General features: G+C 43.2%; 21 protein-coding genes and 1 pseudogene. 14 read left to right on the forward strand and 8 right to left on the reverse strand.

The features are described 5' to 3' along the window. Nucleotides 1-4,237: PAS domain S-box protein (locus VB714_RS03150; RefSeq protein ID WP_323221093.1), on the reverse strand; the 4,237-nt coding region annotated here is incomplete at its 3' end. 130 nt (nucleotides 4,238-4,367) lie between these two features. Beyond that, nucleotides 4,368-4,631, reverse strand: a complete 264-nt coding sequence (locus VB714_RS03155; protein ID WP_323221095.1) for a MoaD/ThiS family protein — start codon at nucleotides 4,629-4,631, stop codon at nucleotides 4,368-4,370. A gap of 110 nt (nucleotides 4,632-4,741) precedes the next feature. On the opposite strand from VB714_RS03155, the gene VB714_RS03160 reads away from it, so the two are divergent. Beyond that, nucleotides 4,742-5,347 (forward strand): FAD-binding oxidoreductase, encoded by a 606-nt coding sequence (locus VB714_RS03160; protein WP_323221097.1) that lies wholly within the window; start codon nucleotides 4,742-4,744, stop codon nucleotides 5,345-5,347. Continuing rightward, nucleotides 5,348-6,151, forward strand: coding sequence for an FAD-binding oxidoreductase (locus VB714_RS03165; RefSeq protein WP_323221099.1), 804 nt, complete (start codon nucleotides 5,348-5,350; stop codon nucleotides 6,149-6,151). Nucleotides 6,152-6,154: 3 nt separating this feature from the next. Here the strand turns inward: VB714_RS03165 and VB714_RS03170 are convergent, their stop codons facing one another. The 3 genes from VB714_RS03170 to VB714_RS03180 form a co-directional block, all read right to left on the reverse strand. Then, the gene (locus tag VB714_RS03170) at nucleotides 6,155-7,261 is read right to left on the reverse strand and encodes a beta-ketoacyl-ACP synthase (protein ID WP_323221101.1); all 1,107 of its coding nucleotides are present in this window, start codon (nucleotides 7,259-7,261) and stop codon (nucleotides 6,155-6,157) included. A 62-nt stretch (nucleotides 7,262-7,323) separates the two neighbouring features. Next, on the reverse strand, nucleotides 7,324-8,082 hold the full coding sequence (locus VB714_RS03175) for a peptidylprolyl isomerase (RefSeq protein ID WP_323221103.1): 759 nt from the start codon (nucleotides 8,080-8,082) through the stop codon (nucleotides 7,324-7,326). A 37-nt stretch (nucleotides 8,083-8,119) separates the two neighbouring features. Continuing rightward, nucleotides 8,120-8,686, reverse strand: a complete 567-nt coding sequence (locus VB714_RS03180) for a photosystem I assembly protein Ycf4 (protein ID WP_204106582.1) — start codon at nucleotides 8,684-8,686, stop codon at nucleotides 8,120-8,122. Between the two features lie 453 nt (nucleotides 8,687-9,139). Here VB714_RS03180 and psbD point away from each other — a divergent pair, with 453 nt between their 5' ends. From psbD to VB714_RS03195, 3 genes are all read left to right on the forward strand, one after another. Next, nucleotides 9,140-10,198 carry a photosystem II D2 protein (photosystem q(a) protein) gene (psbD, locus tag VB714_RS03185; protein ID WP_323221105.1) on the forward strand — a complete coding sequence of 353 codons (1,059 nt, stop codon included), beginning with the start codon at nucleotides 9,140-9,142 and terminating at the stop codon, nucleotides 10,196-10,198. Continuing rightward, the gene (psbC, locus tag VB714_RS03190) at nucleotides 10,182-11,567 is read left to right on the forward strand and encodes a photosystem II reaction center protein CP43 (protein ID WP_323221107.1); all 1,386 of its coding nucleotides are present in this window, start codon (nucleotides 10,182-10,184) and stop codon (nucleotides 11,565-11,567) included. The genes psbD and psbC overlap by 17 nt, the downstream gene beginning before the upstream one ends. Nucleotides 11,568-11,672: 105 nt before the next feature. Beyond that, nucleotides 11,673-12,227 (forward strand): Uma2 family endonuclease, encoded by a 555-nt coding sequence (locus tag VB714_RS03195; protein WP_323221109.1) that lies wholly within the window; start codon nucleotides 11,673-11,675, stop codon nucleotides 12,225-12,227. Between the two features lie 39 nt (nucleotides 12,228-12,266). Here the strand turns inward: VB714_RS03195 and rsmH are convergent, their stop codons facing one another. Further along, nucleotides 12,267-13,136 (reverse strand): 16S rRNA (cytosine(1402)-N(4))-methyltransferase RsmH, encoded by an 870-nt coding sequence (gene rsmH / locus VB714_RS03200; protein WP_323221111.1) that lies wholly within the window; start codon nucleotides 13,134-13,136, stop codon nucleotides 12,267-12,269. A 99-nt stretch (nucleotides 13,137-13,235) separates the two neighbouring features. Between rsmH and VB714_RS03205 the strand changes: the two genes are divergently transcribed. The 5 genes from VB714_RS03205 to VB714_RS03225 all read left to right on the forward strand — a co-directional run bounded on the left by VB714_RS03205 (nucleotide 13,236) and on the right by VB714_RS03225 (nucleotide 17,449). Continuing rightward, nucleotides 13,236-14,279, forward strand: a complete 1,044-nt coding sequence (locus VB714_RS03205) for a class I SAM-dependent methyltransferase (RefSeq protein ID WP_323221113.1) — start codon at nucleotides 13,236-13,238, stop codon at nucleotides 14,277-14,279. A gap of 89 nt (nucleotides 14,280-14,368) precedes the next feature. Then, nucleotides 14,369-15,043: an AzlC family ABC transporter permease gene (locus VB714_RS03210; RefSeq protein ID WP_416309591.1), complete on the forward strand. Its 675-nt coding sequence runs from the start codon at nucleotides 14,369-14,371 to the stop codon at nucleotides 15,041-15,043. An 8-nt stretch (nucleotides 15,044-15,051) separates the two neighbouring features. After that, entirely contained in the window at nucleotides 15,052-15,372 is a 321-nt protein-coding gene (locus VB714_RS03215; RefSeq protein WP_323221118.1) for an AzlD domain-containing protein, read from the forward strand. A 103-nt stretch (nucleotides 15,373-15,475) separates the two neighbouring features. Then, a complete protein-coding gene (locus VB714_RS03220) occupies nucleotides 15,476-16,492 on the forward strand; it encodes an L-histidine N(alpha)-methyltransferase (protein ID WP_323221120.1) in 1,017 nt (338 codons plus the stop codon). Between the two features lie 57 nt (nucleotides 16,493-16,549). Continuing rightward, entirely contained in the window at nucleotides 16,550-17,449 is a 900-nt protein-coding gene (locus tag VB714_RS03225) for a DNA cytosine methyltransferase (protein ID WP_323221122.1), read from the forward strand. Between the two features lie 41 nt (nucleotides 17,450-17,490). Here the strand turns inward: VB714_RS03225 and VB714_RS03230 are convergent, their stop codons facing one another. Continuing rightward, nucleotides 17,491-18,444, reverse strand: a complete 954-nt coding sequence (locus tag VB714_RS03230) for an MDR/zinc-dependent alcohol dehydrogenase-like family protein (RefSeq protein ID WP_323221124.1) — start codon at nucleotides 18,442-18,444, stop codon at nucleotides 17,491-17,493. 196 nt (nucleotides 18,445-18,640) lie between these two features. On the opposite strand from VB714_RS03230, the gene pstC reads away from it, so the two are divergent. The 4 genes from pstC to VB714_RS03250 all read left to right on the forward strand — a co-directional run bounded on the left by pstC (nucleotide 18,641) and on the right by VB714_RS03250 (nucleotide 24,501). Further along, nucleotides 18,641-20,566 carry a phosphate ABC transporter permease subunit PstC gene (pstC, locus tag VB714_RS03235; RefSeq protein WP_323221126.1) on the forward strand — a complete coding sequence of 642 codons (1,926 nt, stop codon included), beginning with the start codon at nucleotides 18,641-18,643 and terminating at the stop codon, nucleotides 20,564-20,566. Nucleotides 20,567-20,610: 44 nt separating this feature from the next. Then, the gene (locus VB714_RS03240; RefSeq protein ID WP_323221128.1) at nucleotides 20,611-21,444 is read left to right on the forward strand and encodes a phosphate ABC transporter ATP-binding protein; all 834 of its coding nucleotides are present in this window, start codon (nucleotides 20,611-20,613) and stop codon (nucleotides 21,442-21,444) included. Between the two features lie 122 nt (nucleotides 21,445-21,566). Continuing rightward, nucleotides 21,567-23,765: a phosphoketolase gene (locus VB714_RS03245; RefSeq protein WP_323221130.1), complete on the forward strand. Its 2,199-nt coding sequence runs from the start codon at nucleotides 21,567-21,569 to the stop codon at nucleotides 23,763-23,765. Between the two features lie 121 nt (nucleotides 23,766-23,886). Further along, nucleotides 23,887-24,501 carry a Uma2 family endonuclease gene (locus VB714_RS03250; RefSeq protein WP_323221131.1) on the forward strand — a complete coding sequence of 205 codons (615 nt, stop codon included), beginning with the start codon at nucleotides 23,887-23,889 and terminating at the stop codon, nucleotides 24,499-24,501. 51 nt (nucleotides 24,502-24,552) lie between these two features. Here VB714_RS03250 and VB714_RS03255 read toward each other — a convergent pair. Then, nucleotides 24,553-25,208: pseudogene (locus tag VB714_RS03255) on the reverse strand (Na-K-Cl cotransporter); the annotation flags it as partial.

Genomic DNA, 25,208 nt, shown 5'->3' on the forward strand with positions numbered 1-25,208 from the left:
AATCCAATAAATCCTCGATCGCGCTATTGAGATGAAATTCATGGGCATCTAAACGCATTTCCCCTGCTTCGAGTTTGGAAAAATCGAGAATATCGTTAATAATTGTCAGCAAATTCTCGCCGCTACTTCTCAAGGTTTGCACGAAATCTAACTGTTTATTGTTGAGAGAGGTACTCAACAATAATTCTGTCATGCCCAAGACTCCATTCATCGGGGTGCGAATTTCGTGGCTCATATTGGCGAGGAATTGGGACTTGAGGCGAACATTTTCGAGGGCAGCTTCACGAGCTTGGACTAATTCATCAATGCGATCCGTAACCATAACAATACCGCCGATCGCGCCATCAGATTCAGTCCAAGGATGCAATGCCCAACGCAAATAAAATTGTTGCCCGTCTTCTCGCAAAAACATATCTTCAGGATGGGAGAGTTTTTCTCCTTGTAAGGCGCGTTGGTGCGCCTCTCGCCGGCGATCGGGGATGTCGGGGAAAGTATCGTAGTGATGCCAACCCACTAAGGATATATCGGGAAGTTCGTAGTCCGTCAGCCAGCGATCGCTATGGGCGATATAGTTCATGTTGCGATCGAACATGGCCATGGCAACCGGGGCATTTTTAACGATTTGCTGGAGTTGTTGGCGTTCCCGTTCGAGGTTGGCTTCATAGTTCTTTTGTTCGGTGACATCATGGGCAACGGCATAAATTAAACCTTCTTGAGTAAATGAGGTGGAATTCCAAGACAACCATTTGTAAGAACCATCTTTGCATTGATAGCGATTCTCAAAATAAACTACGTTATTTCCTTGCGCCAGTTGTCCTGCTGCTTCTATAGTGGCATCGAGATCGCCAGGATGAACGAAGTCGAGAAAAGGGCAAGCCATGATTTCTTCTGTTGTATAACCCAAAGTTGCTTCCCAAGCAGGATTTACTCGTTTAAAATAGCCGTCAAAGCCAGCAACACAGAGGAGATCGAGGGATTGGGTAAAGAAGCGATCGCGCTCCATTTCTGCCCGCTTGCGATCGCTGATATCCCGCACCATGGCCAGCACTTCATCCTCCGCACAAGGCACGATCCGCACCTCTTCTTGCCAAATTTTTTCCCCTTTTAGTAATTGATATTCGTAAACTTGCGGTTTCCCCGTGGTCAAAGCCCGTTGTACGCACTTCATCCACTCTCTGGCTGTCTTGAGGGGGAGAATCTCGTGCAGATTGGCACTTTTTTTGATTTTATTGGGTTTAAATAACTCAACTTCACCCCCACTAATAACATCAAGATATTCTCCATCGGCTTTCATGCGAATCAATAGATCGGGTATTGCTTGAACCAAAGCGCGGTTTCTGGCTTCACTTTGACGCAATTTTTCCTCCGCTTGCTTGCGATCGCTGATATCCCGAATAATCATGAGAACTTCATCTTCCCCGCAAGGAACGATTCTCGCTTCCTCCTGCCAAATTTTTTCGTCCTTCACCAACTCATATTCATAAACTTGCGGTTCTCCGGTAGATAAAGCCCGTTGTACATATTCCATACGCTCTCGAGCTTGATCTTGGGGTAAAATATCGTAAATATTGGCAGATATCCGACTGCGATCGGGATCGAACATTTGCACCTGACTGCCATTAATAATATCGAGATATTCTCCATCGGCTTTCATGCGAACCAATAGATCGGGTATTGCTTGAACTAAGGCGCGATTTCTGGTTTCGCTTTGGCGCAATTCTAGTTCTGTTTGCTTGCGATCGCTAATCTTGCGAATGATACAAACGGCTTCTTCTTCGGAAAACGGCACTGTGCGACACTCGAAATAGTCTTCGCGATCGCCGATGGGAAGCACATACTCAACGGTGACAAGGGATTTATCGCGTAGGGCATCATCAATAGTTTGCTGCATTTTCTGGGCGATCGCTTCTGGTAAAACTTCACAAATATACTTGCCTAAAAATGTTTCAGGAGGTGCATATAAATCACCAAAATTCGAGGTTTTGCAGTCGAGAAACTGACCCTCTGCTGAGATGCGGAAAAAGAGATCGGGAATGGCTTCAAAAATCACTTGCAATTCGGTGTTTTTCTGGGCAAGGGTGGCTTCTGCTTCCTTGCGATCGCCTATATCTTGAAAAATACTCACAAAGTGTTTGGGGTTTCCTTCCTCAGTCCAAACGAGAGAAACCGTAAGATTTGTCCAAATGGGAGTCCCATCTTTGTGCAGGTAGCGCTTTTCGAGGGAATAAGTATTCCTTTCCCCTCGTAGCAATTCGTTAACCCGTTCGACGCTGATCTCAAAATCCTCGGGATGAGTAATATCGCGGAAGTTTAATTGTAAGAGTTCTTCCGGCAAATATCCCAACATCTGACAGAGTTTTTGATTGACTCGGGCAAAGGTGCCATCGGGGTAAACTTGGGCAATGCCCACGGCCGCTTGTTCAAAGGTATGTCGGAAGCGTTCTTCGCTATCTTGGAGGGCAATTTGGCTGGTAAGGCGATCGCGAATATCGCGAATAAAAGCGCAAATATATTCTTGTCCGTCGAATTCGATGTAATTGGCGAGAATTTCAATGGGAATTAAATCCCCTGCTTTAGTCTGCAAAACCGATTCTAAGGTGAGAGACTGGTATTGCTGAACTTGCTGCCAAAATTCCGGCCAACTTTCGCGGCTGACGTTGGGATCGATATCAAAAACACTTAAAGCGAGTAATTCTTGCCGAGAATCGCCATGGATGGTGCAAGCTGCTTCGTTGACGCGAACGATTTGCCCGCGATCGTTCACCCAAATGATGATTTCGGCGGCACTATCCATGGCAAATTGGGTAAAGCGCAATTCTCGTTCGATGCCCTTGCGATCGCTAATATCTCGTTCAATGCTCACATAACAGGTGGGTTCTCCGCTTTCATTGCGAATGGTAAAAGCAGAGATGTCGAGATCGAGGGCTGTTCCAGTTTTTGTGTGGGAGATGGCCTCGCCACGATAGCTTCCTGTTTCTGCTAATTCTCCGGCGATCGCGCCAAAGGTGTCATTACCCAGATGAATACTAGGAGTCTCTCCTTGCAGTTCTTCGGCGCTATAACCAATTAAGTTGATATAAGTGTTATTTTGCTCGAGATAGTACCCTGCTGGGTCAATAATGGCGATCGCATCGTTGGCATTGGCGACGATTTCCCGATACAGTTTGAGTTGTGCTTGGGACTCTTGGCGATCGGTAACATCTCGAAAAATTCCCGATATGCCCAATCGTTCTCCATCTTCGTTTAAAAATGGATTGGCAAATATTTCCAGCCAGCGAATACTACCATCAAAGTGCATCCATTTCCTTTGCCCATGATAGATGAAAGTTTGGCCGTTCATCAACTGATTAAACTGCTCTGTTACCTCGAGGCGATCGCCAGGATGAATGAACTCAAATATACTTTTGCCGAGGGTTTCAGTAACGTTATAACCGAGAATTTTCTGCCAAGCGGGGTTAAGAAATACCCAATTTCCTTGGCGATCGCTTTGAAAGATAATTTCTTTACTTCCCTCAATCACAGAACGATAGCGGGTTTCGCTTTCTCTTAAAGCGGTTTCTGATTCTTGCCGGAGATCTATCTCTTGACGAAGTTGTTGATTTCTCGCCTCTAGTTCTGCGGTTCTCTCCTGCACTAATGCTTCTAAATTTTCTTGTTCTTGGCGCAATTGATTTTCAGCTTGTTTGCGCCGCACAATCTCTTTTTCTAACTCCTTGAGCGAGATTTGTAAATTTGCCGTGCGTCGATTTAATTCTGCATCAAGTTCTTCCGATGCTTGTCGCAGGAGTTCCTCAATTTTACTGCGTTCGATGGAATAATGTAGGGTTCGCATTAACAAGCGACTGCTTAATTCTCCCTTCAATAAATAATCTTGCGCCCCCACTTGAATCGCTTTTAGGGCAGTTTCTTCGTCTTCCAATCCCGTCAAAACAACAATCGGCGGTAAAGTCTGCCATTGCTCTAATTTCAACATTTCTGAAGTGTTTTGTCGGCGGGCAAGACTCTCTTTTTTGAGGCGCGTTAATGTCTCTAAACCCCGACTGTCTGGCAGAAAAAGATCGAGCAATATTGCATCGAAATGGTTATTTTCGAGATGCGCGATCGCGTCAGCTAAAGTTTTAACGCAAATTAATTCGATATCAAAAGTGGGAACATTTAGTAGGAGAATCTTCAATAATCTACTATCGACAAGATTATCTTCCACTAAAAGAATTTGATAGCTTGTATTTTCGTTCATCGTTCCATTCCAAACATCCCACTATAAATCTCTCAATCAATTCTGAGCAGATGCACGATAATTGAATTGCTAGAGACTAATGATGATAGTCTAACCCTTTTAACTAATTCTCAGTTCCTTATATTGATAATTATTCATTGTTCATTGATAAGCCACCACTAACAGGAGGTATTAAAACAACTTCATCCTCATTTTTTAAAAGAGTGTTTCTGCTCACAAATTCAAAGTTAATACCAAAGCGAGTCAGTTCTCGCCATTGTTCTAAATAAGGATGTTGCGCGATCGCCCGTTCCAAAACCGCAGAAACAGGTGTATTGTCAGGAAACTCCCAACGCATTTCGGAACAACCATAAGCCTCTTGATAAGCGGCAAAAAATTTAACAGTAACGATCATGGAAAATGATAAGGGATAAATGATGACTGATGACTGATAATATGATGATATAGTAGGGGTTTGGTCTCCAAACCCTAGGAGTTTGGAGACCAAACCCTGATATTGTCTTAATGATTGAAGGTATGGAGCAGGAGATTGCAACTGCGTTAGAAGCGCTAACAGAGGTTGAATGGGTGACAGGGGAGAAATTGGCAGTAGATTGGCAAAAGCAACTCTATTGTCTTGGTCTTAATTTATCTTCAATTGCTGCGGTTTTTCCGAACACTGTTGAGCAACTTTCTCAGGTTGTTGAACTTGCGGCCGCAAAACAGGGGAAGATAATTCCTTGTGGTAATGGCAGTAAACTATCCTGGGGAGGACTCGTAGGGGTTTGGTCTCCAAACCCAGGAGTTTTGTCAAACCCAGAGGTTTTGTCAAACCCAGAGGTTTTGTCAAACCCAGGAGTTTTGTCAAACCCAGAGGTTTTGTCTCCAAACCCAGCACAACTCTTAGTGAGTACCCAAAGACTCGATCGCATTATCGAACACGCTGTGGGGGATCTCACTGTTACAGTAGAAGCTGGCGTTAAGTTTGCAGATTTACAAGCAGTTTTACAACCCACTGGACAATTTTTACCCCTCGATCCTGCCTATGCCAATGATGCAACATTGGGGGGCATTGTGGCAACAGCAGACTCGGGAAGTTGGCGACATCGTTATGGGGGTGTGCGAGATTGATTGTTAGGATTATCCTTTGTGCGCGGGGATGGAAAACTGGCTAAAGCAGGAGGAAGAGTGGTTAAAAATGTAGCAGGATATGACTTAATGAAATTATTTTCCGGCTCTTATGGTAGTTTGGGAATTATTTCTCAATTAACCTTTCGCACCTATCCTTTATTGCCAGAATCGGGAACAATTTTGTTAACCGGAGAAGCCGATCGAATTGCCTCCATTTCACAAACACTGCTCAATTCTGCCTTGAGTCCTACTCGCGTTGATTTACTTTCTTGTGGCATTTTAAAAGAGTTAGAAATTGTGGGAAAATTGGGTTTAGCCGTACAGTTTGCAAGTATTCTCGAAAGTGTTAAGGAACAACAAGAAAGACTATCCAGTTGGGGAGAAAAATTGGGGTTAAACGTAATTTGCGATCGCCAAATTTGGCCGCAAGTTCATCAACTGACGCGAGGGGGACAAGATTCCGATGCAGCGATCGCCAAAATCGGTCTTCTTCCCTCCCATGCTGTTAAATTTTTACAAGAATTAGAGGAGATTTCCCCACAGCAAGATTTAGGACTCATTCATGCAGGTAGTGGCTTAGGTTATCTGCATCTGACTGGAGAAGATATTGCTCTGCGTCTGAAACAATTGCGGGAAATTTGTCAAGAAAAGCAAGGATTCTTAACAATTTTAGAAGCGCCGATCGCCATAAAAAAACAGTTAGAACCCTGGGGATATACGGGAAATGCTTTAGAGTTAATGAGACAAATTCAACAAAAATTCGATCGCGATCGCCTATTCAATTCAGGGCGTTTTCTCGTCTAAACGTTAATCATTGCCCATTACCAAAACAGTATTTTGTCCGCCAAAACCAAAACTCAAACAAAGGGTATTGTTAATGTTTGCCGATCGCGCTTCTCGAATAAAATTTAAGTCAAATTCTGGCACTTGTAAACCCGTGCAAGGGGGCAAAACTTGATGTTTTAAGGCCAATAAACAAAAGGCGACACCCAATGCCCCAGATGCCCCCAAAGTATGTCCCGTTGCCCCTTTAGTGGAACTGAGGGGAACATTTTCGGGAAATAAATGGCCAATTAAGTTTGCTTCATTGCGATCGTTTAACCGCGTGCTGGTACCATGAGCGTGAATGTAATCAATATCATCAAGAGTTAAATTGCTGCGTTCGATCGCATCTTTAATGGCGATCGCGGCACTTTTTCCCTCTAGCTCTGGCGCACTTAAATGATACCCATCTGCTGTTGCGCCAAATCCCAAAATTTTGCCGTAGCACGTAGCTCCTCGCTTTTGTGCGAGTTCTTGAGATTCTAAAACCAAAATCCCTCCACCTTCCCCCAAAACCAAGCCCTCGCGCTGCCGATCGAAGGGATAACAACCCGTTTTAGCTAACGCCCCCATTCTCTCAAATCCGGTTAGAGTTAAAGGGGTGATAGGCATTTCCACCGCACCCGCTAAGACGCGATCGCACTCCCCCATGCGAATTAGTTCGGCTCCCCGCGCGATCGCCCATAACCCCGTCGCACAAGCTGCCATAGGCGCAAGTACGGGCGCTCTCGTGGCGATCGTCCTGGCTGCTACAATTGCCCCTCGATTGGGCAAAGTCTCCAGCCAAGGAGAATTGGGAAGGGGGAATTGTTCCCAGAGTCCTTGACAGCTACGACTCGAACCGATCGCCACACCACAATCCGGTAAAGGCAGGGATAAACCCGCATCGGCGATCGCGGCACGAACGACTTTTTCGGCGATCGCGCTAAATTCTCCCGGTTGGCTGTCAATTAATCCCAAAGGATAGGGGGGAAGTTCAGGAAAGGGCTGATGCCAAGCGATTCCCACTTCCCCCCCGATTAAACTCCGCCAACTGGTACTTAAAGAACCTAAAGCGGAAACCAAACCAATCCCAGTGACGACAACTTCCACTCGTTTCTCGTGGTTCAGGAAATATGACGGTAGGGATTTGGGAACCAAACCCCTACCCCTCGTTAAGATTTCTTAAGATTTTCTAATCCTTCAATCACCTTCGCCGACTCAATGCGATCGCCTTGATCGATCGCTTCAACCGCTTCCATGCTCTCTGGAGTCACATAGCCAAAAACAGCATAATCTCCGTCCAAGAAACCCAAATCCGTGAGGGCAAAATAAAATTGAGAAGAAGCAGAATCCGGCATGGGCGATCGCGCCATGGCGATCGCCCCCTTAGTATGGCGTAAAGCGGGAGGAGCCGAAACTCTTGCCTGTTTGAGCGTTTGACCATAAACGGGAGCCTCTGCACCTTCAGGGGTAATTTCCAAAGGAATGTAGCGAGGTTGCTGAGTGTCAGGATCGATAAAACTCCCCGTCCCCAAACGAGCAACCGGAAAACTGGGATCCTTGCTTTGAGGGTCTCCCCCTTGAGCAACAAAAGGCTGAGGCTCCTTAATGACGCGGTGAAAAACCAGCCCATTATAAGTACCCCGCTCTACCAAATCCACAAAATTACCCGCCGTAACAGGAGCATTTTTTCCATCAACTTCGATCCGAATTGATGTACCATTCACCTTCATCTCCACCATCGCCAACCCTTCTAATTGAGGGAGTTCGCTGATATCTTGACTGCTAACCCCTGCCGTAATCGTATTGGCTTCTGCGGTACTTGCCGTTGAGCTTACTGGAGGTTCGCTGCACCCCACCAATATCAAAGAAATGGCCGCGATCGCTAAAATAGACGTTTTCAACCACAACATTCGTAATTTATTTTTCATGTTTTCTTCAAAGAATTAAGATGAATTTTGATTTTTCTTATAACCCTTCTAAAGGAACTTGAAGAAACCGAGCCATTTCTGCCCCTTGATTTTCCAGTTCTGCAAGGGAAAGCGGTTCTCCCGCCCGAGAAAGCGGAATATCCCGTTGTTTTTTAACCCGCAAATAGAGCGATCGCTTCGGATTCAAACCCTCGCGAATTTCTGCCTTCACCGACTGAATATCATCTAAAGGGTATTCAATCTCAATGCGGCGATTTTTACCTGGAAATCCTTGGCGAAAAATCCTCATTTTTCCTGTTTTTTTGTTGAATTCGTTGTAGCCTCCGCCAACATCCAAAAGAATTACAACCACTAAATAGATTGCGACAAGACTTCCGGCAAAGCCGTAAAATAAAAGCGCAACACCTTGGGGAAAAAACACTAAATTACGGGTGTCGCTCACGAGCAAGAAATTTTTCTGGAAATAGCTCGAAAGCCCTGCCAATAAAAAGCCCACTCCCCCCATTGCTGAAATAATCGCCCAAAAATAATTACTGAAGCGACGAGAGCCAATAATCTCTTGGCGCAGGATAAGACTGTCTTGCTGTGTCGTCGGTGCTGTCATGGAGTCAATAATTGCCCTGTTCGTTTTAATAATCTCTCATTGTAGGGGAAGTTGAGAAATTGAGAGTTAGCAGAGAGGGAGAGAAGAGTAGGAATCGGGTCAATGCCTTTGTTTCTCATCCTTTTAGCACGCTTCCTTCTGTCCTAAGCAAGATTTCTGAGGAAAGATGTGTCAATTTGTAAAATTTTCGGTAATAATGTTTTAAGCGGGTCAAGTGCCGATGCCTAAATGTTCTCAGTCAAAAACCAGACCAAAAACAAGGCAGTTTTGGTTGGTCTCGACCTCGTGGTAATGTTAATAAACGTAAAAACCGTTTTGGAATCGCAATCCAAACGGGAAGAGACCACAAGAAGTAACAAATCCCTAGCACAATCCCTTGTCTAGCTTTGTTACTCCCACATCTCTTTTAAAAAATCTTGCCCCGATTGATAATAAGCAAGAGGTTTTTTGATTATGACCGTAGCAATGGGACGCGCCCAGGCACAACGAGGATGGTTTGATGTCCTCGATGACTGGCTCAAACGCGATCGCTTCGTTTTTATCGGTTGGTCGGGTTTACTCCTGTTCCCCTGCGCCTATCTCGCACTAGGGGGCTGGCTCACCGGCACAACCTTCGTTACATCTTGGTATAGCCACGGTTTGGCTTCTTCCTACTTGGAAGGCTGTAACTTCCTCACCGTCGCTGTTTCCTCCCCTCCTAATAGTTTGGGACATTCCTTAATTTTCCTCTGGGGTCCCGAGGCACAATGGAACTTTACCCATTGGTGTCAATTGGGAGGACTCTGGACCTTCGTTGCCCTCCACGGTGCTTTTGGACTGATTGGCTTCATGCTGCGTCAGTTTGAAATTGCTCGTTTGGTGGGCATTCGTCCTTATAACGCGATCGCCTTCTCCGGACCGATTTCCGTATTCGTCAGTGTTTTTCTGATGTATCCCCTAGGACAGTCGGGTTGGTTTTTCGGACCCAGCTTTGGGGTAGCGGGAATTTTCCGTTTCATCTTGTTCCTACAAGGTTTCCACAACTGGACCCTGAACCCCTTCCACATGATGGGAGTAGCAGGAATCCTGGGAGGTGCATTACTCTGCGCCATCCACGGAGCCACAGTAGAGAATACCCTATTTGAAGATGGAGATTCTTCCACCACTTTCCGGGCGTTTAACCCCACCCAAGCGGAAGAAACCTACTCTATGGTGACAGCAAACCGTTTCTGGAGTCAGATTTTCGGCATTGCCTTCTCCAACAAGCGTTGGTTACACTTTTTCATGCTCTTTGTTCCGGTAACGGGACTATGGATGAGTTCAGTAGGAATTGTCGGTTTAGCTTTAAACCTACGTGCTTACGATTTTGTCTCTCAGGAGATTCGTGCGGCAGAAGACCCCGAATTTGAGACATTCTACACCAAGAATATCCTGTTAAATGAAGGTCTGCGAGCTTGGTTAGCTCCCGAAGACCAACCCCATCAAAACTTTAAATTCCCCGAGGAGGTATTGCCGCGTGGTAACGCTCTCTAATACATCTTTTGCCGGCGCAGGCCGCGATCTAGAATCATCCGGCTTTGCTTGGTGGGCAGGAAATGCCCGTCTCATCGAACTTTCCGGTAAACTGCTTGGCGCTCACGTCGCCCATGCCGGACTGATCGTCTTTTGGACTGGGGCAATGACTTTGTTTGAAGTCGCCCACTTTAACATCGATAAGCCCATGTACGAACAGGGCTGTATTCTCCTTCCTCACCTCGCTACTTTAGGCTGGGGTGTTGGACCCGGTGGCGAAGTCATCAATACATTCCCTTATTTCGTTGTTGGCGTACTGCATATCATTTCCTCAGCCGTTCTTGGCTTGGGCGGTATTTATCACGCCATTCGCGGACCTGAAGTTTTAGAAGATTATTCTGATTTCTTCGGCTACGATTGGGCTGATAAAAACCAAATGACCAATATTATCGGCTATCACCTCATCCTGTTAGGTTGCGGTGCCTTGCTGTTGGTTTTTAAAGCCATGTTCTTTGGCGGTGTTTACGATAGTTGGGCTCCCGGTGGCGGCGATGTCCGAATTATCAGCAATCCAACTTTAAATCCTGCTGTCATTTTCGGGTACTTAATCAAAGCACCTTTTGGCGGCGAAGGTTGGATTATCAGCGTCGATAATATGGAAGATATTATTGGCGGTCATGTCTGGATCGGGCTGATTTGCATTGGTGGCGGTGTTTGGCACATTTTGACCAAGCCTTTCGCTTGGGCGCGTCGTGCCTTGATTTGGACGGGAGAGGCCTATCTGTCCTACAGCTTGGCGGCTGTATCTTTGATGGCTTTGATTGCCTCTTTCTATGTCTGGTTTAACAACACGGCTTATCCCAGCGAATTCTATGGACCAACCAACGCCGAAGCCTCTCAAGCTCAAGCGATGGTGTTCCTTGCTCGCGACCAAAGCCTCGGTGCAAATATTGGTTCTGCTCAAGGACCGACAGGTTTGGGTAAATACCTGATGCGCTCTCCCACTGGAGAAATTATTTTTGGTGGAGAAACCATGCGTTTCTGGGATTTCCGAGGACCTTGGCTCGAGCCTTTACGCGGACCGAATGGTTTGGACTTAGACAAGCTCAGAAATGATATTCAGCCCTGGCAATTACGTCGTGCTGCTGAATACATGACTCATGCGCCGAACGGATCTATCAATTCGGTTGGTGGCATTATTACCGAGCCGAACTCGTTTAATTACGTTAACCCTCGTGCTTGGTTGGGAACTGCTCACTTTGTGTTAGGGTTCTTTTTCTTGATCGGACACTGGTGGCACGCTGGACGCGCTCGTGCGGCTGCGGCTGGTTTTGAGAAAGGAATCGAACGCGAAACCGAACCGGTTCTCTCTATGCCTGACCTCGACTAGAATTGAGGGATTAGAGCCATTCTAATTTGAGTTAAAACTCCTGCCTTCGGGCGGGAGTTTTTGTGGTTATACTTTCCTTAGATATTGGGCAATACAGCGAGTTTCATGACTACAACTACTTATCAATGGACAATCGAACGCTATCATCAAGCCATCGAAGCAGAAATTTTTGCGAATGATTCCGTGGAGCTATTAGAGGGAGAAATTTTAATTATGTCCCCCGAACGAGAATCTCACGCTTATTACAATACCGCCGTTGCCGACGAATTGAGAAGATTATTGGGCGATCGCGTTCAAATTCGGGATGCAAAACCGATTATTCTTCCTAATAATTCTGAACCCATACCGGATATTACAATTGCGAAGCCGTTGGGTTTGGTTTATTTAGAACATCACCCCTATCCAGAAGATATTTTTTGGTTAATTGAATTTGCTAACACGACTTTAAGTAAGGATTTAGGGCGGAAAAAAGATATTTATAGCAATGCGGGAATACAAGAATATTGGGTAGTAGACCTCAAAAATTTGCGTTTGAAGGTGTTTCGAGATTTACACAATGGGAATTATGAGACAGAGTTAACGCTAACGGATGGTTGGGTTACACCGTTAGCATTTCCCGATGTTCGAGTTGAAGTTCGGCGATTGATGCGATCGCTTTAAATAGAAGATGCGATCGCTTTAAATAGAAGATGCGATCGCCTATCCAGTAAACTCCTCTATTCTTTCGGCAAAGCGGAGTTTGGCTGAACGAGAACGGGGATTATTTTGAATTTCTTCAGATTGAGCAGTAATTGGTTTTTTAGTAATAACTTTGAGTAAATTGGAATTACGAAAACTGTGTTTGACGATGCGATCTTCTAAACTATGAAAGCTAATAATACCAATTATTCCACCAATTGTCAACCATTCGGGAGCAATTTCTATTAATTTTTCTAAGGATTCTAGTTCAGTATTAACGGCAATTCGCAAGGCTTGAAAAGTTCGCGTTGCGGGATGGATTTTAGCGTGGCGATATTTAGAAGGGACGGCGTAATAAATAAGTTCTGCTAGTTCCTTAGTTGTTTGTAAAGGGCGCTTTTCAACAATATGTCTGGCAATGCGTCGAGAGAGTCTTTCTTCTCCATATTGATAGATAAGATTAGCCAGTTCTGTTTCCGATCGCCGATTAACAATTTCGGCAGCAGTTAAGGATTGACGGGTATCCATTCGCATATCTAATGCTGCTTCTTGTTGAAAACTAAAACCCCGATCGCCATCGTCGAATTGAGGAGAACTTACCCCTAGATCGGCAATGATTCCGTCAAATTTAAGATTGAGAGGACGATAATCGGCAAAATTTCCTTGCCAAAACTGCACGCTTTGGGGTAACTTTGATTTGGCTGCGGCGATCGCATTCTCGTCGCGATCGATGGCAGTTAGCTTAACATCGGCTGCAGCTTGTAAAATTAAATGGCTGTGTCCTCCTCCTCCCACTGTTGTATCTAAATAATGTCCTCCCCTCTGAATCTTTAAGCCCGCAATTAATTCTTGCTGTAAAACGGGGATATGATGAAATGAAGAATCTGGCATTGCTATTTTTTCGTTTGATTTCCTGTTACTTTACCTTAACAATGACAAAATCAACAATGACAAAACCTTGGACAAAACCTTGAAAAATTATTTTACACTATGTTTGATTTACTTGATGATGCCTTGGAAAAAAACGCTTACATCCTGTTTAAGGCAGGACAAGCACTATTTGCGCTGACTCATAAAGAAATAGCCAGTCAAGTTCGTCAGTGGTTTTTTCCTTCCCTTGAGAAACAAACTCGATCTCTTTCTCCCGAAGCCCTACAATTATTGAAAGAGTACCGCGATCGCTTAATCGAAACAGACTGGAAAGATTATCGAGAAGGCGTTTATCCGATTGATATTTTGTTTGAGAATGATGTAGAAGAATTTTTAAAAGCATACTTTTTGGTTTGGCAAGATCATCCGCAAACATGGCAGCGTGTTAATAGCAAGAAATTTAAAGATTTTGCTCCCGAAATTGCCAAAAAAGAACAAGAATATCCTCAATATTACTTTCAAAATTTCCATTTTCAAACCGATGGTTATCTCAGCGATCGCTCTGCGGAAATTTACGATTTGCAGGTAGAATTGCTCTTTAATGGGGCAGCAGATGCCATGCGACGGCGAATTCTCGCCCCTTTAAAAGCGGGAATTATTGACAAGCGAGGGAGTATTTTAGATATTGCTTGCGGAACCGGGCGATCGCTACAATTTATCCAAGCTGCATTCCCACAAATGTCGCTTTATGGTATCGATCTATCAGAACCCTATTTGCAAAAGGCTGAACAAAGACTGGGTAAAACTGTTAATTTAAAAAGGGGTCAAGGTGAAAAATTACCTTATCCCGATGCGTTTTTTACTGCTGTTACGTCCACTTTTACCTTCCATGAGTTACCCCGATCTATTCGCAAACAAATTATTGCAGAATGCGATCGCGTCTTAAAACCCGGTGGAATTCTTGTTCTTTGTGATAGTTTACAAGGGGGGGATATTCCAGAATTCGATCCCGTTTTAAGCAATTTTGCCAGTATATTTCACGAGCCATATTACAGCGATTATGTGCGAGATGATTTAAGCAATACTTTAAAAGAAATAGGTTTTCAAAATATAGAAATACAATTACACTGGTTGAGTAAATATTGGATTGCCCGTAAACCCTAGAGAATTCAATATTTTTGGACTATACGCGGGAGATATATCTTTTGTCCGAGGAAAATTCTCATCATAATTCAACAATTTTACAAGAATTTATGGCTGGAACGAGAGCTATTTTTCCTCTTGTTGTTGGTGCAGTTCCTTTTGGCATTATTTTTGGGACGCTTGCCAAAAGTAGCGGGCTTTCTTTTTGGGGAACAATGGGACTTTCTGTATTTGTTTTTGCAGGTTCTTCTCAGTTTATTGCTTTGGGTCTTTTAGCTTCTCAAACCAGTTTATATTTGATAATTCTGACCACATTTGTTGTTAATTTACGCCATTTACTTTATGCAGTCAGTTTGATTCCTCATGTTAAACATTTATCGCAACGCTGGAAAATTCCGATTGGTTTTTTACTGACAGATGAAGCCTTTGCTGTTGCCATTAATCGTTACAATCAAAACGATCGCTCTCCTGACAAACATTGGTATTATTTAGGAGCAGCGCTTTTTATGTATGCAAATTGGCTACTCTGTACGTTTCTGGGTTTAACTATTGGCCAATTAATTCCCAATGCTACTAAATGGGGTTTAGATTTTGCTATGAGCGTTACGTTTATTGGTATGATTATTCCTTATATTAAAAATCGTCCTATGCTTGCTACTATTTTAGTAACAAGTTGTGTATCTTTACTCAGCTATTCTCTTCCTCATAAACTTGGATTAATCATGGCTGCTTTTGCGGGAATTATAGCTGGAATGTGTATCGATCGCCTCAAGAGTTATCAATAATTAAAAAAATGGAATTTTATTTAGTTTTAGGGATGAGTTTAGTTACTTTTGGTATTCGCTATACTGTGTTAGGTGCAAGCGATCGCATTAAACTTCCTCCAATTGTCATTGAAGCCTTACGCTATATTCCTCCGGCGATCCTCACTGCAATTGTTGTCCCAGAAGTCTTAATTCCTGATGGTAATACTATTGAGTTTAATTATACTAATGCTCGACTTGTTGGGGCGATCGCGGCGATCGCGATCGCCTATTGGCGAAAAAATCTCTTACTCACTATTGTTGTCGGAATGTTAACTTTTTTTGCTTGGCAATGGGCGATCGGCAATTAATTCCTTGTATTTTGCAAATTGTTCTCTTTATCAATTTGGAAATGGCTGGGAATAATGATAATATTAAAATCAATATGATAGGACTATTTAACGAATCATAAAAATGGCGATCGCAGCTTCGATACAACCTGAATTTTACTCGGTTTTTTCTCCTGATAAAATTGAGGAAATTGTTCATTATCTCGACACCGAAAGAGAAATTCCCTTTAAGTTTTTCTATCAGGGAAATATGGTCAAAGAATGGGAAGAATTTAATGAAGCGCAAGAAAAAGCGAGATTGAGTAGTGCGAAAACTGATGATAAGTTTCTCAAAAATGTTTGCATTCATCTCTTTCAAGCAGAATCCAACTGCGATCGCTGGAATATTGTCGATATTGGGGCTGCAAATCCTCTCTTGGTTAAAAAATTAGTGGGGACTTTTCTAGATTCAGATATTCTCAATTCTTACATTGCTTTAGATATTAGCCAAGGGATTCTCGATCTATCCCATTCTCAACTCACAGGGTGGTTTCCTAATCTGAATTGGCAAGGATCTCTTTGGGATTTTGAAAAAGAGATTATCCCCACTATCGTAGCAGAAAAGAGACAGGATCGCACTTCAGAACAAATCAATAATTTATACTTATATATTGGCGGTACATTTTGTAATGTTAAAGATCGAATTAATGTCTTAAAAAATATCGCCGAGAGAATGTTACCTTCAGAATGGCTCTGTGTTAGTTTTGGCGTTGATTTTATTGGCGCTAAAAATAAAGAATTTGAGGTTGAAACTCATATTTCTGCGGCAGCTTGTCGTTATGTTATCGAACTGTTGGGAATTGACCCCAATGATGTACAAATTGTGGGCTATTTTGATGAAAAATGGGGAGGTTATAAAACTGATATTCTCTTTCAACAAGATTATTGTTTTGAATTCAAGCTAAAAAACTCCCAGAAAATAGTGCAGTTTAATCAAGGCGATCGCATTAATATTTATCGGTTCTTTTCCTATGCTATTGAAAGTGATACAAGTTGTTCTGCTATCTTTGAGGATTTTCAGAAAGCTGGACTAGAAATCATTTCTTATCGCATTGAAGCACTACTTTCCCGTGTAATGATCGTTTGTCAGCTAATAACATAATAGGTGTTTTTGAGCGGCCTTTTTATGTGGAGTAATTTAGACTTTTACAAGATTATAATGAAAGGTCTCGATCTATTTGCAGGTTGTGGTGGTTTATCTTTAGGATTTCAAAATTTAGGTTTTGAAATTCTTGCCGCTTATGATAATTGGCAACCAGCGCTAGAAATTTATCGTCAAAACTTCAAACATAAAATTTACGATTTCAATCTTGAAAGATGGCACGAAAATCTCGATCTATTTCGCCAATTTAATCCCAATTTTATTGTTGGTGGTCCTCCTTGTCAGGATTTTTCAAGTGCAGGAAAACGAAATGAGAATTTAGGTAACGGAAATTTGACGATCGCTTTTGCCAAAATCGTTGTTTCTCTTCTACCACAAATATTTGTGATGGAAAATGTAGCAGGTTTTCAAAAAACTGAAAAATATCAAATTTCTAAAAACATTTTTCAGAATGCAGGCTATGGAATCAGTGAAAAAATATTAGATGCTAGTTTATGTAATGTTCCTCAAAAGCGGAAAAGCTTTTTTTGGATTGGTATTTATCGCGGAAAAGATGCAGAATTAATTCCTTATTTAGAAGCTAATCTTGCTCAAAAATCTATGACTGTAAGAGATTATTTACAAGATAGATTGGGCATTCAGTATTACTATCGACATCCCAGAAGTTATCAAAGACGAGGTATTTTCAGTATTGACGAACCAAGTCCTACTATTCGTGGTGTTAATCGACCTATTCCTAAAACTTATAAGAATCATCCTGGAGATGCTGCCTTATTATCATCAGAAATTCGGGCTTTAACGACAAAAGAAAGAAGCTATATTCAGACTTTTCCGGAAGATTTTATCTTGACCGGATCGAAAACCGATCGCGAACAAGCGATCGGGAATGCTGTTCCTGTCAAACTGGCTGAATATGTTGCTAAATGTATCTTAGAATATTGGCAAAGTAGAAATTGAGATGCTTTAAAAGAGCGATCGCCATCGATAATTGAGAATCTCTAACTTATTTCCAATAACACCTTCAAAACTCCCCGTTGTTTAGCGCGATCGATCGCTTCTACTCCCTTCTCCAAAGGATAGCGTGCTTGAATCAAAGAAGTTACGTCTACTTTCTCCTGTTCGAGTAATTTTAAGGCTTTAGCAAACGGACCGCAACGAGAACCGATCAGGGTGATTTCATCGACAACTAAAACAGAGGCATCTAAAGTAAGCCGATCGGCATAGGTACTTTTAAGCACTAAAATCCCCCTCGGACGTAAAGCACGACGGGCAACATCAAACCCTTCAGGATTTCCCGTACACTCTACCGCAAGATCGAAACTGCGCCAGGCGATCGCCTCCAGCAAACCCGTTTTAATGCCCCGATCGCCTAAATTGGCCAACTTTTCCTCATGTCGTCCCACCACCAATAAATCGCACCCCGTCAGGGCTAACGTTTGCGCCACCAACTGACCTAACTTACCATCCCCCACCACGAGAACGCGATCGCCTTCCTTCACCCTAACCTGTTCTTGGATTTCCAAAGCGGCGGCTAGGGGTTCGACGAAGGTGGCTGCATCCGTCGAAACGCGGTCGGGTACGGGATGCAAATTAACAGCCGGTAAAGCCAAATAATCCGCAAATGCGCCATTGCGATTCACAATACCGAGAACGCTGCGATTTTCGCAATGGGTGGGAATGCCGCGACGACATAACGAACATTGACCGCAAGCTGCGTTAATTTCCCCCACAACTCGCCGTCCTTGTAACGTTTCCGCACCTTCCTCCACAACCCCGACAAATTCGTGACCCAAAATACCCGTATAAGGATAATAACCGCGAATTAACTCCAAATCCGTATTGCAAATTCCCGCCCGCAAAACCCGCACTAAGGCTTCATTTTCAAGAGGCTGAGGCTGGGGAATATTTGCCCTTAACTCGAGGCGATCGCCTTCTAACCAAAGTCCTTTCATTGTTCTTTATTTTGTAAGTATTTTCCCTTATTTAACATGAGTTAACCCATTGTTAACCGAAAAGTTAGGAATTTTTTGGAAAGATAGAAAAGTATTCAAAATTACCGGATCGGGAAAAATAAAATTTAACCCATGCTATACCAACATCCAGTTATTGACTTTACCGCAGAAAAAAGAGCAGTTGCTATATTATTCTATGAATGATCCTCGTTTTTCCTTAAATTCATCTCCTAAACATTTTAACAAGGGATTGCTGGTGGGTTTGTTCATGAGAGAGCGTATTATTGAAGTCGGTTTAGCGATCGCCGCCGGAATTCCCGTTTTAATTTCCTTGGCTATTTTGGGTGTTTTTCTGTACGAAGCCACTTTTTTCTTCCAAGAAATCTCCCTTTGGCAATTTTTGACCGATACTCAATGGACTCCCCTTTTTGCCAGTCAAAAGTTCGGCATTTTCGTTCTCACCAGTGCGACCTTTTCCATTGCCGCGATCGCGACTCTTGTGGCTGTTCCCATCGGTTTGTTAGCTGCTATTTATCTGGCAGAATATGCCCCCAGGCAAGTTCGGCGCATTCTCAAACCAGCCCTGGAAACCCTATCGGGCATTCCCACCATTGTTTATGGCTATTTTGCTGTTTTACTCGTCACCCCCTTACTGCAACAATTTATTCCCAATTTAGGAGGATTTAATGCCTTAAGTGCCGGATTAGTCACGGGAATTTTAATTACTCCCATTGTCTCTTCCATTAGTGAAGATGCGATAGAAAATGTGCCAATGGAATTGCGAGAAGGAGGATATTCCCTCGGCTTTACCAAACGGGAAAACATCCTGCGAGTTATTTTACCCATCGCTTTTCCAGGGATCGTTGCAGCCATTACCCTAGCAATTTCTCGCGCTTTGGGAGAAACCATGATCGCCTCCATTGCGGCGGGACAAAATCCCAATTTAACCCTAAATCCCCTCGTTCCCGTTGAAAGTATCACTGCATTTATTATTCAAGTGAGTTTGGGAGATGTTCCGGCCAATTCTTTCCTTTTCCATACCTTATTTACCGTCGGTTTTGTCCTGTTTCTCCTGACCTTTTCTTTGAACTGGTTGGGGCATTGGTTAGTACACCGTCACGAACGGATGATGAAAGGGTTAAGCATTCCCTCCGTTGAAGTTGAGAGTGATTCCTCAATAGCATTGAATAGCGCGATCGCCAGCTTAAATTTCCCCCTCGATACTCATTTATCCTTTGAAAAAGCCTTAACTCGTCGCCAGCGTTACGATCGCCTGTTTCTTTCTCTGGCTTTATGCGCGACTTTAGTGGGGGCGATCGTCTTGGTTATTTTACTCACCAGCTTACTGCTGCGAGGCATTCCCGTACTCGATGGGAACTTTTTGACCAGTTTTGCCTCTCGTAATGCCGAAGATGCGGGGATTTACGCAGCTTTAGCGGGAACATTATGGTTATTGGTGCTAACCGCCGCGATCGCCTTTCCCATGGGCGTTGGGGCGGCGATTTACCTCGAAGAATATTTACCTCGCAATACCCTCAATCACATTTTAGAGATTCATTTAGCCAATCTTGCCGCCGTCCCCTCGATTATTTATGGGTTGTTGGGTTTGGCCTTATTTGCCAGGGTATTGCAACCGATTACGGGAGGGCGCAGCCTGCTTTCGGCGGCTTTGGTTTTATCCTCCATTGTGTTACCTCTGGTCATTATTACCACCCGAGGGGCATTGCGATCGGTTCCCCAAAGTCAACGTCAAGCGGCATTTGGCGTGGGAATGACCCAGTGGCAAGCGATTCACAATGTAATTTTACCCTCAGCTTTCCCAAGGATTATAACAGGAATGTTATTAGCCCTATCCCGTGCTATTGGCGAAACAGCCCCTCTCATTGCCGTTGGTGCAGTGGCTTATATCTCCTTTGTGCCAGAATTTTCTCTAGGAGACTTGCAGAGTAATTTTACAACCTTGACCACCCAGATTTTTTACTGGATATCCCGCCCGCAAAAAGAGTTTCACAATTTAGCGGCGGCAACAATTCTGGTTTTGGGCGCGATCGTTTTTACGATCAATATTGTTGCGGTTTTATTGCGCGATTTTTATCGCAAAAAAAGGAGGATTAGCGAATAATACACCCTGAAAAATTATCAACGAACAACCCATAACTAATCACAATGAGTAATCGCGTATCATCCTCAAAATCCCAGCCAGAATCTTCTGAGATTTTGCCAGAAGTTATTTTGCAAGCAGACGATGTTTCTGTCTCCTATCACGGAATTCCCGCTTTGCAGAATATTAGTTTAGAGATATACAAAAATCAAATTACCAGTTTTATCGGTCCGTCAGGATGTGGAAAAAGCACATTTTTAAGATGTTTTAATCGTCTTAACGATCTCATTCCCGAAACCCGCATGACTGGGAAAATTCGCTTTTTTGGACAAAGCATTCGCCGGATGAATCCTGTCGAAATTCGCCGTCGCATCGGTATGGTTTTTCAACGCCCCAATCCCTTCCCTAAATCAATTTATGATAATATTGCCGTCGGTTTACGAGTGAATGGCTATCGCGGTAATCTTGACGATCGCGTAGAAACATCCCTGCGTCACGTTGGCTTATGGAATGAAGTCAAAAATAAACTCAAGAAAAACGCCTTGGATTTATCGGGAGGACAACAACAAAGGTTGTGTATTGCCCGCACTATTGCTTTAAATCCAGAAGTCATTTTGATGGATGAACCGACTGCCGCATTAGATCCAATTTCGGCGGGGCGAATTAACGATTTATTAATGACAATGCGGCAATACTACACCATTATTCTGATTACCCATAACTTGAAACAAGCCGCATTAATTACCGATCGCGTTGCCTTTTTTAATGTCGAAATTAATTCTCGAGGCGATCGGGTAGGAAAATTAATTGAATATGCACCCACTCTCGATATTTTTGTTAATCCCACTCAACAAACAACTTGGGATTATGTCATTCCAGGATCGCGTTATTCTTCTTAATGAGTAAGGGGGAATTTTAATCGTTTTATTCTCTCTCGAGGCATACATTCATGGCTGTCGATCCCGGCTAACTGTAAGATTTATTTAAGAGTTATAGTTTATTCAAAGAGGAATCTTACAATATGACCGTTGCTACCGCAATTCCCGCATTTTGTCAAGGAATTCAACATTTTAGCGAAACCTTACCTGAGTTTGAGAAGTATGGGAAAACTCCTGCTATTGGGGAGGGACAAACTGCAATTAGTTCCCCTAGCGATCCGGCTGCAGTTTATCAAACGATGCTGATGGCAGATGCCCTTCGCTATTTAACCTTACAAGTCACTGCCTCAAAAGCCTCGGGACATCCTGGAGGGTTTGCCAGTATTGCCGACGCGATCGCCGCTTTAATTCTCTTGGGGTACAAAAATATTATTACCGAAGTCGGACACCACGCCCCCGGATTTTACAGCACTATGTTCCTCGATCGCTCTTTGGAGGAGATGGGCATTGAAACTGTACAACAAATGCGCGATCGCTACCGAGAAACCGATGGGCTTCTGGGTCACTTATCTGGGCAAATTCCCGGTCTTCTCAACCCCGCAGGACCTTTGGGACAAGGACAGCATTTCGCGATGGCTGGTGCGAAGTTACATCCCGGAACTTTATTTCCCGTCACAATTGGAGATGGAGGTTTAGGTGAGCCTTATATTATGAGCAGCATGGCTCACTTTAACACTGCTTATCCTAAAATTACGAACTTTCTGCCCATTTTAGTCTGGAATGGCTATTCCCAAGAACATCACAGCATGGTTTCCACTAAAACCAATGATGAAATGATCGAATATTGGGGAGGAAATGGCTTTAAAGAAATCTTCCTAGTGGATGCAAAGCATTACGATGATGCGAAACAACCTGGAGATTATGTTGATAGTACGGCATTCTCTCTCAAAAAGCGTTTAGCGTTTATGGAAGCTATTTTAGATGCAACAGATCGGGCGGCAAAATGTGCCTTAAATGGAGAATTAACAGTTTTAATTGTCAAACAGTTAAAAGGGGCAGGAGTCCACAAACGCGGCGCAAAATCCCACAACCTTTATCCTGGAGATACTACGGAAAAAGATTATATCGTTGATGCTTTGAAAGCGCGGGCATTAACACCGGAAGCCTGGGAATTAGTGCGAACAAATTGTACGCGATCGCAGGGAGGTCCTGCGGCAAAAACCGTTGTTACGGAAACAGAATATCCTTTAGCGGATCTGGGAACATTACCTTTAGAAGAATATGCCGTTGGTGGAGACAAAAAAGTCGCAACAACGGCGATGGGAACATTAATTGGTCACGTGGGACAAAACGATCCTAATTTTGTTTTGACCAACGCAGATGGGAATGCAGCTTCGGGAATTAATAACGTCAATATTGCTTTAAAAATTGTTCATCCTACCGTTGATGAAGACTATTTTCAACAACCCGAGGGACAAGTTTACGAACCTTTAAGCGAAGATGCTTGTGCGGGTTTGGCAGCAGGTTTAGCGTTATTTGGGGCGCGGACTTTATGGTGTTCTTATGAATCTTTTGCTATCAATGGTTTACCTATTTGGCAAACTGTTACCCAAGCAATGGCAGAATTGCGCCATGTTACTCCTTCTACGATTACTTTATTCACAGCAGGGGCATTAGAGCAAGGACGCAATGGTTGGACCCATCAACGTCCGGAAATTGAAAACTATTTTGCTGCTTTAATGCGGAATGGCAATATATTTCCTTTATTCCCTTGCGATGCTAATAGCATTCAAGCCTGTTATGAATGGGCTTTGGGTACTAAAAATAAGGGGATTACAATTACAGCTTCTAAGTCACCTTTACCCATTCGCAGCACCTTTGAACAGACACGCAAAGGGTTAAAAGAAGGTGGTTTTATCGTGCAGGAAATTGCAGGAGAAAAAACAGTTGTTTTTGCTGTCGTTGGTGATATGACTTTGATTCCTGTTTTAGATGCAGCAGAACAGTTGAAAAGTCAAGGAATTGGCTCAAAAGTTGTCAGTTTGATCAGTCCTCGTCGTTTATATCGCCCTTCGGATACAGCTTATGAAACTTGTTCGGAATCTGATGCGGGATTCTTAGATGATACTGGGTTTGAAAACTTGTTGGGTGGTGATGTTTTATTAGGCATTACTGGCGGTTCTTCTGCGATGTTAGAACCGGTTATGTTGCGGAGTTCTTCCCCGCGAGATACGTTTGCTTGGAAGCGAGGAGAAACGGCGGCAAGTGCAGGGGCTGTTATGGCATTAAATGGTTTAACCGCAGATGCTTTTGTTAAGCGTGCGCTTGAATTATTGAGTTAGACTTATGGGGTGGGCAATGCCCACCTTTTTCTCGTCGCGAAATCTTAAATAAGGCGATCGCAATTGTGCCAAATAGATTATAATATTATTAGCGGTAAAGTCGTGTCGAAGGAATAAGCTGATGATTGTTGCCACTCAATCCAAATACTTCACCCCAGAAGAATATCTGGAATTGGAAGAACAAGCAGAATTTAAAAATGAATATTTAGATGGAGAAATCGTTCCTATGGCAGGGGCTACTGCAAATCATAATAAAATTTCCCTGAATTTTTGTCGTTCATTTCCTTTGAGTATTGATGAAAAGGACTATGATATTTTTATGAGCGATATGCGCTTATGGATTCCAAGTTACCGCCGCTATACTTATCCTGATGTTATGATGACAGATGGCGAACCGATTTTTACCGATGAAAAACAAACAGCAATTATTAATCCTTGTCTGATTGTCGAAATTTTGTCTCGTTCGACCAAAGATTATGATAAAACGGACAAGTTTAAAAAGTATCGTTCGATCGCCTCATTCCAAGAATATATTTTAATTTCTCAAACCAGTTATAATGTAGAACAATACACAAAACGAGAAGATGGGCGCTGGTTATTAACAGAATATTTAGAAGAGGATTCCCGATTGAAATTAGAAGCAGTAAATTTTGAAATTGCCTTAAAAGATTTATACAAGCGTGTAAATGTTGATTTGGAAAATCCCAATCTGGAAAATTCAAACCCGGAATTGTAATGCGATCGCGGTAATACCGTAGGGGTTTGGTCTCCAAACCCTATATTAGATTCAGGTAGATTCCACTAATACTTCCTCAAAAGCAAAATCAGGGGCAGCAAGAACGAATAAAGTAGTGGGGAGTCCTGTAGCAAGGATTTGCTGCTTTTCATAATAGGTGACAAACATATCATTATCCGGTTTCGCCATGCCCAAAAAGATCAGATCGGCATTTTCCGAAGAACTGTGGAGAATTTCATTAAAAGAACGTCCTTCCGAAATCAAAACTTGAGGCAAAGCAGTAATGCGTAACTTAGCAATTAAAACCTCTAAATTGGTTTGGGCTGCTGCTGCGGCGCGGCTATCGGGAACAACTAATTTCAAATAAATCTGGGCTTTGCGCCAACTAATATTTTTACACAAAAGATAAGCCAATAAAAGCATTAAACTCCCATTTGCTTGTAACCCCCCCCACCAAATATCGATGCGCGATCGCGCCCCAAAGCCGCGATCGCCATCTTCTCGCAGAACAACAATACTGCGTTTGGCACCGTGAATATCGCGAATCATCTGACAGTAGCGATCGCGGATAGCTGCATTCTCGCTATCCCCCAAAATAATAGTATTGGGAACCACTGCCCCCAACCCATAAGTTTCCACTAACCGATAGGCACCCTCAAAAGGATTGGCCGCCGTCACAACCCGTACTAATGCTTGTACGCCACGAC

Source organism: Spirulina sp. 06S082 (genome assembly GCF_034932145.1).
Taxonomy (GTDB): Bacteria; Cyanobacteriota; Cyanobacteriia; order Cyanobacteriales; family Spirulinaceae; genus CCY15215.